General features: G+C 70.0%; 8 protein-coding genes. 3 read left to right on the top strand and 5 right to left on the bottom strand.

What is annotated here, in order from left to right:
- Nucleotides 1-232 precede the first annotated feature (232 nt).
- Both IE271_RS42705 and IE271_RS35645 read left to right on the top strand, forming a co-directional pair.
- Nucleotides 233-601, top strand: a complete 369-nt coding sequence (locus tag IE271_RS42705) for a transposase (RefSeq protein ID WP_268256264.1) — start codon at nucleotides 233-235, stop codon at nucleotides 599-601.
- Nucleotides 602-754: 153 nt separating this feature from the next.
- Nucleotides 755-1,750, top strand: a complete 996-nt coding sequence (locus tag IE271_RS35645) for a LacI family DNA-binding transcriptional regulator (RefSeq protein ID WP_308435240.1) — start codon at nucleotides 755-757, stop codon at nucleotides 1,748-1,750.
- A gap of 318 nt (nucleotides 1,751-2,068) precedes the next feature.
- Here the strand turns inward: IE271_RS35645 and IE271_RS42700 are convergent, their stop codons facing one another.
- From IE271_RS42700 to IE271_RS35635, 3 genes are all read right to left on the bottom strand, one after another.
- The gene (locus IE271_RS42700; RefSeq protein ID WP_229919798.1) at nucleotides 2,069-2,365 is read right to left on the bottom strand and encodes a hypothetical protein; all 297 of its coding nucleotides are present in this window, start codon (nucleotides 2,363-2,365) and stop codon (nucleotides 2,069-2,071) included.
- 6 nt (nucleotides 2,366-2,371) lie between these two features.
- Nucleotides 2,372-2,860 (bottom strand): hypothetical protein, encoded by a 489-nt coding sequence (locus tag IE271_RS42695; protein WP_229919797.1) that lies wholly within the window; start codon nucleotides 2,858-2,860, stop codon nucleotides 2,372-2,374.
- A 300-nt stretch (nucleotides 2,861-3,160) separates the two neighbouring features.
- The gene (locus IE271_RS35635) at nucleotides 3,161-3,823 is read right to left on the bottom strand and encodes an NAD(P)-dependent oxidoreductase (protein ID WP_229919796.1); all 663 of its coding nucleotides are present in this window, start codon (nucleotides 3,821-3,823) and stop codon (nucleotides 3,161-3,163) included.
- Here IE271_RS35635 and IE271_RS35630 point away from each other — a divergent pair.
- The gene (locus IE271_RS35630) at nucleotides 3,744-4,646 is read left to right on the top strand and encodes a DeoR/GlpR family DNA-binding transcription regulator (RefSeq protein ID WP_229919799.1); all 903 of its coding nucleotides are present in this window, start codon (nucleotides 3,744-3,746) and stop codon (nucleotides 4,644-4,646) included. The two genes, IE271_RS35635 and IE271_RS35630, sit on opposite strands and share 80 nt — an antisense overlap.
- Nucleotides 4,647-4,710: 64 nt before the next feature.
- Here IE271_RS35630 and IE271_RS35625 read toward each other — a convergent pair whose 3' ends face one another.
- Together IE271_RS35625 and IE271_RS35620 are read right to left on the bottom strand one after the other, a co-directional pair.
- Complete coding sequence (locus IE271_RS35625; RefSeq protein ID WP_190194616.1) at nucleotides 4,711-4,884, bottom strand: hypothetical protein; 174 nt, start codon at nucleotides 4,882-4,884, stop codon at nucleotides 4,711-4,713.
- A gap of 335 nt (nucleotides 4,885-5,219) precedes the next feature.
- The gene (locus IE271_RS35620; RefSeq protein ID WP_190194615.1) at nucleotides 5,220-6,296 is read right to left on the bottom strand and encodes a terpene synthase family protein; all 1,077 of its coding nucleotides are present in this window, start codon (nucleotides 6,294-6,296) and stop codon (nucleotides 5,220-5,222) included.
- Between the last annotated feature and the right edge of the window lie 21 nt (nucleotides 6,297-6,317).

The following is a 6,317-nucleotide window of genomic DNA, read 5'->3' as shown; positions in this document are numbered from 1 at the left end:
CGGCTCCAGCCGGGCCCACTGGTCGTTCGTCAGATCACCACGTCCCACAAGATGTGATCATCCACAACCAAGATCGACTTTCGCAACAGGCCCTAGGCGCAATGCCGTGACTCTGCTGGTGATCTTGTCGGAGGCGGGACGGGTTCGTCGCTTCGGTGCCATGGTGGAAGAGCGCCGAGCCAGGGGGTGAGGGTCGTGTCGCTGCGTCCGCGAAGGAGCACAGGCATTCCGGCTGGCCTGCCCGGTCCGGGCCCAGTGCACCGGCTCCACCGAGCGGCCACGCTCCCTCGCACTCCTGCCCAGCCAGTCCCCGCACGAGATCCAGCTCCGCAACCGGCGCGACCGGCACATCCCGCAGGGGAAGCATCGCTACGCGATCCGAACCGGCACCGAAGCCACCCTGTCCCAGGCCGTGCGCACCTGCGGCCTGCGCAGAAGCCGCTACCGCGGACTGGCCCGCACCCACGTCCAGCACGTACTGACCGCCATGGCCCGCAACCTCATCCGCCTCGCCGACTGGTTCGACACCACACCGACCACCCCACGCCGGGACAGCAACTTCCGAACACTCTGCACAAACACAGGACTCATCACCCCCTGAGCACCCGCAAGATCACCAACAGAGTCACGGCATTGCCGTTGGACCGTGGACCGCCGGTCGGCCGCCGCGCACGCGGCTCACCACGCACCCGGTCCCGGGCGACACGCGGCCGGGCGTGGCAGCCGGACACGTCCTCGAGTCGGCATCAAGGACGTGGCCCAGGAAGCCGGAGTCTCGCTCGGCACCGTCTCCGACATCCTCAACCGGTCGGAAGCCGTGGCCGAGGCGATGCGCACGCGCGTCCCGGAAGTGATCGACTCCTTGGGCTACATCCGCGCCGAGGGCGCCCGCCGGCTGCGAGGCTGGGCCTCCCGCGTGATCGCCGTGATGGTCCTCGACATGGCCAACCCGTTCTTCACCGCCCTCGCCTCCGGCGTAGAACAGGCCGCCCGCGAGGCGGACCTCGGCGTCATGGTGCGCACCGGCGCCCACGACCCGGCGGAAGCCGCACGCCACCTGTCACCGATCACCTCGCACCAGGTCCGTGGCGCTGTGCTCACCACCGACGAGGGTATCGGCCGTACCGTGGCCGCCTTCCGCCGCAGCGCGGTGCCCTTCGTCATCGCCGACCAGAGCGCACCCCAGCCCGCCGCCTGCTCGGTCGGCATCGACGACCTCGCCGGCGGCCACGCCGCGGCCCGACACCTGATCGCCCAAGGACACCGCTCCATCGCATACGTCAACGGACCCGACAGCCTCCAGCAGGTACGGAACCGCCGCCACGGAGCACTGCGCGCCGTCGGCGAGGCCGGCCTCCCGGCCGACACCCTGCTGGAACCACCCTGCAGCGCCCTCACCGTGGACGCCCGCAAGGACGCCGGACACCGCACCCTCGGCCTTCCCGAGCGGCCGGCCGCCGTCTTCTGCGCCAACGACCTGCTCGCCCTCGGTGTGATGCAGGCCCTGTACGAAGCCGGACTCGGAGTGCCCGACGACATTGCCGTGGTGGGGTACGGCGACATCGAGTTCGCCGCATCCGCCGTCGTACCGCTCACTTCGATACGACGGCCGGCCCTCGCCATGGGCCAGCAGGCAGGCCGCCTCCTCGTCGAGGACACATCCGTCGGCTTACTTCACGAACATACGCACGTCGTCCTCCTACCGGAACTCGTCGCACGCCGGTCGACCACGGCGGTACCGGCTCGATGAGTCCCGCCTGCGCAGCCGGCCCCGGCCATGAGGGGCTGCGTCCACTGACGTGGTGTATTGGTGCGGTCCGATCCGGGGATTTACTCCGGCTTCAGGATGGATGCCCGCACGGATGAACGGTCACCGGCTGATCTTTCAAGACAACCGAGTCCTTGAAGGAGATCAGCACGATGACCGCACCCGACAGCCTGTTCCCGCACGCCCTGACCGAGGAGAATCTCGCCCGGGGTGCCCCCGCTTGCGGGGGAGAGTCCCTATCTGCTGCGCACGATGCGCAAGACGTCCGCCGACGCACGCCTTCTTGACGAAGGGTGCGCCTCACTCACCCGTCACCGCTCCCAGCGTGTCCAGGACTCCGTAGACACCGACGCACAGGATGGCGACGCTGCTGACGACCAGCGCCACGGTCGTCCAGGGGCCGGAGCGGAAGCGTTCCGGGACGCCGGTGCAGCGGAGCTTCCACACGGCGATAACCACGGCCACCAGGAAGATGCCGCCGCCGATGCCGCCGATCTGCACCATCAGGACCGGGGACTGCACGTAGAGGAAGAAGCAGGCCCACACCAGCGGCAGGGTCCAGGTGAGGACGCGGATGGTGCGAGTGCGGCTGTTCACGTCCTCCTACTTGACGACGCCGAGCATGCCGAGGGTGTTGGTCCACAGGCGGGGCACGGAGGCGGTGGATCCGATGAGGGTGGAGAAGAGCACGGCGACGGCGACGACGAGGAAGAGGTACTCGGCCCGGGGTCCCATGGTGTCGGTGTAGATGCGCGACAGTGTAGTGATCATCTCGTTGCCCTCGGGCACCAGGCCCTGCGGGTGCAGCACGGAGCAGGCCGCGGCCGTGCCGCCGATGATGCCGCCGCGCTGGAACACCTTGGCGAAGTCCATGCCGATCCAGAGCCAGTTGATCCAGCCCAGGCGGCCGACGCGGGGACCGGCCTCGCGGTAGCCCTCCAGTGCCGTGCGGCCGTTCAGGATGGTCCAGCGGGCCAGCTCCATCTGGACCCAGACCTTGACGCCGGTCGACACGACCACCAGCCGCAGCAGCGCGAAGCCGGCCTTGGCGCCGAGCGGTGTGGTGGTGATCAGCTCTCCGGAGTCGGCCACGGCGGCGGACAGCACGAAACCGGGGCCGAGGTGGCGCAGCCGGTCCCGGAAGGAGGCGGGGGGCCGGCTTGGCGTCCTCGGCGCGCAGGGCGTACGGATCAGCCCGCGTCGGTGAGATAAGGGGCGCGGTGTCGGTGGTCGACATGACGGTGTTCCTTTGCTGGATCCGGCGCCGCCGCCGGAGCGGAAGGGAAACAGCGATGCGGTGAGGGGCTGTGTGCGGGCCGGCGGACCGGCCCGCGGAGGACTGCGTACGGGCCGGTTCACCGGCCCGCGAGCTGACCCGTGTACGAGGCCGGTTCAGCTCGCGGGGTGGTGCGGGGCCTGTCCGGCGAGGACGCGCAGCACGTCTTCGGCGATCACCAGGCCCGTCGTGCGGTTGGCTTCCGGGGTGCAGGCGGCCATGTGGGAGGTGAGGGTCACCCGCGGTGCGGTGCGCAGCGGGTGGTCCTCCGGGAGGGGTTCGATCGCGAAGGCGTCGAGCGCGGCGGCGGACAGCTGCCCGGAGTGCAGCCCCTCAGCGAGCGCGGTGTCGTCGACGAGGTCGCCGCGGGCCGCGTTGACGAGCACGGCGCCGGGCTTCATGGCGGCCAGTCGGGCTGCGGTCAGCAGCGGTTTCCCGGTGGGTGGCAGGTGCAGGGCGACGACGTCGGCGCGGCCCAGCAGGGCGTCGAGGGCGGCCGGTTCGGCGCCCGCGGCACTCACGGCGTCGTCGGGCATGTACGGGTCGTGGGCGAGGACGCGCATGCCGAAGGCCTGCGCGTAGCCCGCGACGAGGCGGCCGATGCGGTCGAAGCCGACGACGCCGAGGGTCTTGCCGTGCAGCTCGGGCCCGAAGTGCTTGGGCCAGCCGTCCGCCGGATCCCAAGCCCGGCGCGAAGAGATCCTGCAGCTCGCCACCGCCATCGGCCTGGCCAGCGTCGAGGAACTGTCCCAGCGCTTCGGCGTGACCGCCCCCACCATCCGCCGCGACCCGGCCCGGCTGACTACCGACGGCCGCCTCGCCCGGACCTACGGCGGCGCGATGGCGCTGACCGCCCACCCGGAGTCCTCGCTGCGGCAGCGCACCGGTGAAGCCTACGAGCAGAAACGGGCGATCGCCCGGTGGGCGGCGGCACAGGTACAGCCCGGCAGGACAGTTCTGCTGGACGCCGGATCGACGGTGGGCGCGCCGGCGCACGAGCTGCGCACCGCGAAGGATCTCACCGTGGAGACCACCGGCCTGACGGCGCTGCACGAACTGGCGGACGTCGAGACCGTCCGCGTGGAGTGCCTGGGCGGCACGCTCCGGCCCCTCAGCCAGGCATTCGTGGGCCCGCTGACCGAGGCGGCGCTGGAGCGGACGACCTTCGACCGAGCCTTCCTGTCCGCGGACGGCGTCACGGCGGACGGCGAGATCTGCGAGGCCGACCTGCGCCAGACCCGTCTGAAGGAGCTGATGGCCCGCCGCGCTGCCCACGTCTACGTGCTGGCCCACGCCGAGAAGCTGGGCCGCGCCCCCTTCCACGCCTGGGCCGCCCTGCCGCCCTGCCGCCCGGCTGCACCCTGGTCACCCACCGGGCGGCGAGCCCCGAGCAGGTGGCGGCCTTCACCGACCGCGGCATCCACGTCGTCCAGGTCGATCCCCCGGAAGAACAACCGGTCTCCGATGAGCCCGGCGTCTGAGGCCGGCAACTGCGGGACGGCGGACGCCCTGGTCCGTGACACCCTCCGCGCAGCGACGGCACAGCCTCCCGCGCCGGTCGGCGACGACCGGGAAGCGGACCGATCGGCGGCACCGACCTGACGGAGTCCTACTGGAACATAGAGGGCAACCTACCTAGATCAAATGCCCTCTGACAGGCCCCTGTTCAAAGAGAGGCCGCGAGGGTGTGGACGAAGACGGCCAGGGATGTGAAGAACGCTTCGGCTTTCTGCCACACATTGACGATGGCATGAGCGAATTCAATGGGGGCGATGGCGATGATGTACAAGAGGATGATCAGTACGAGCCAGAACAACAGGCTGCGCGGACGGCTCAGCATGATCGCTTCCTCCTTGGGCTCCGTGCCGTGCGGACCCGCCGGGACCGGTGACGGGAGTGAGGGGACCCGCGGCGGTGTCGCGGGTCCCGTTTGCCGGTTTGAATGTCTCAGCAGCGATGTCGCTCAGTCGGCAGCGAGACAGCGGCGGAAGGTGGTAGGGCGTGAGTTCCACTGTTGCCAGAGCACTGTCCTTGGCTGCCGTGGGACGAAGAACTGGTCGCGTGCCGGTGTGGATGCTCAAGCTGCCGGGGTCAGCGTCGTCCGCTGCCCCCGTACTCGAGCCGGAGATGTTCTGGCTTTGAGAGGTGTCGGTGTGGTCGTGGCTCCGGCTTTCGTCATTCATAGGGTGCGAAGGGGCCCCACCACCAGCTGATGGAGGGGAGGGGCGGTGGTGTGCGGCTGGAGTCGGACGGGTGGTCGCTCCAGACGGCCGCCGGTGCAGAATTCGGGATCTCGCCTTGGGACGCGGTGAGGTACCGGTGCACGTGCAACGCCCAGTCGATGTTGCCGCGGATGCCGTGGCCGAGGTCGGTGAGGTAGCGCTGCAGTGCGGGACCGGCATGGGGCCGGAGGCGCTCGCGCAGCGTGAGGAAGCGGCACAGGATCCGGTCGCGCAGAGCGGCGGTCTGAGTGGCCGCTTCGGCGGCGGTGCGGTTGTGGTGGTGCATCAGCAGATGGGGAACGTTCTGTTCGGTCTGGTCGAGGGCTGCGGTCTCCTTGGCCAGGGAGTGCCAGTCGTTGTCCAGTGCGGCGACGAGGATGGCCATCTCGGTCAGCGCGCACACAGCCGGTGAGTCCAGCTCTGCTGCGGGTATCTCGGCTTGGTTGGCGATTTCGAGCATGGCGTAGACGGGTTCGCCGCCGCTGGCGTGGATGCGCATGGTGACGTACTCGTCGAGGTCGGGCATGTGGCAGCGCGCGCGGTTGGCGATCTGCCAGTGGGCACCGGTCAGCCAGGCGCGGTGGGCGGCGATGAACCGGCGGACCTGGGTGGGACTGGCGCAGGCGCGGAAGCTTTCGCCGAGGTCGTGGATGGCCGCGGTGAACGGATCGTCGTAGTGCTGTGGACCGGGGGTTTCCAGGGCACGCTGGACGTGTCCGGCGTAGGCGGCGAACTCCGCCGGCTTGTCGCGCAGTTCCCCCTCGTCGCAGTGGACGTCGTCGAAGGTGAATGCCCAGTAGGTCCAGCAGGCGGCGAGGACGAGGGGTTCGAGGTGGGCGTCCGGCGCGAAGCGGCCGTAGAACTCGGCGCTGGCGCTGCCCAGCGTCCAGGCACGTGCGGTTTCGCTGGGGCAGAAGCCGAAACGGTCGATCCACTCGGTGGCACGCCGTGCGACTTCGTCGACCGCGGGGTGGACGGCGGGCTCGATGGGACAGTAGAACGGCGGGATCGTCAGAGATGTCGTGGTCACGGCCGACTCCTTGGGGTCTGG

This window comes from Streptomyces minutiscleroticus (assembly GCF_014650875.1).
In the GTDB taxonomy this organism is placed as follows: Bacteria; Actinomycetota; Actinomycetes; order Streptomycetales; family Streptomycetaceae; genus Streptomyces; species Streptomyces minutiscleroticus.
The sequence above is the reverse complement of the archived record's forward strand: the minus strand, read 5'-3'. Positions and strand labels throughout refer to the sequence as shown.

Coding starts and splice junctions, on each gene's coding strand:
- IE271_RS35635 (WP_229919796.1), bottom strand. CDS start 3,823: ATGGTGGGGGCGGTCACGCCGAAGCGCTGGGACAGTTCCTCGACGCTG.
- IE271_RS35625 (WP_190194616.1), bottom strand. CDS start 4,884: ATGCTGAGCCGTCCGCGCAGCCTGTTGTTCTGGCTCGTACTGATCATC.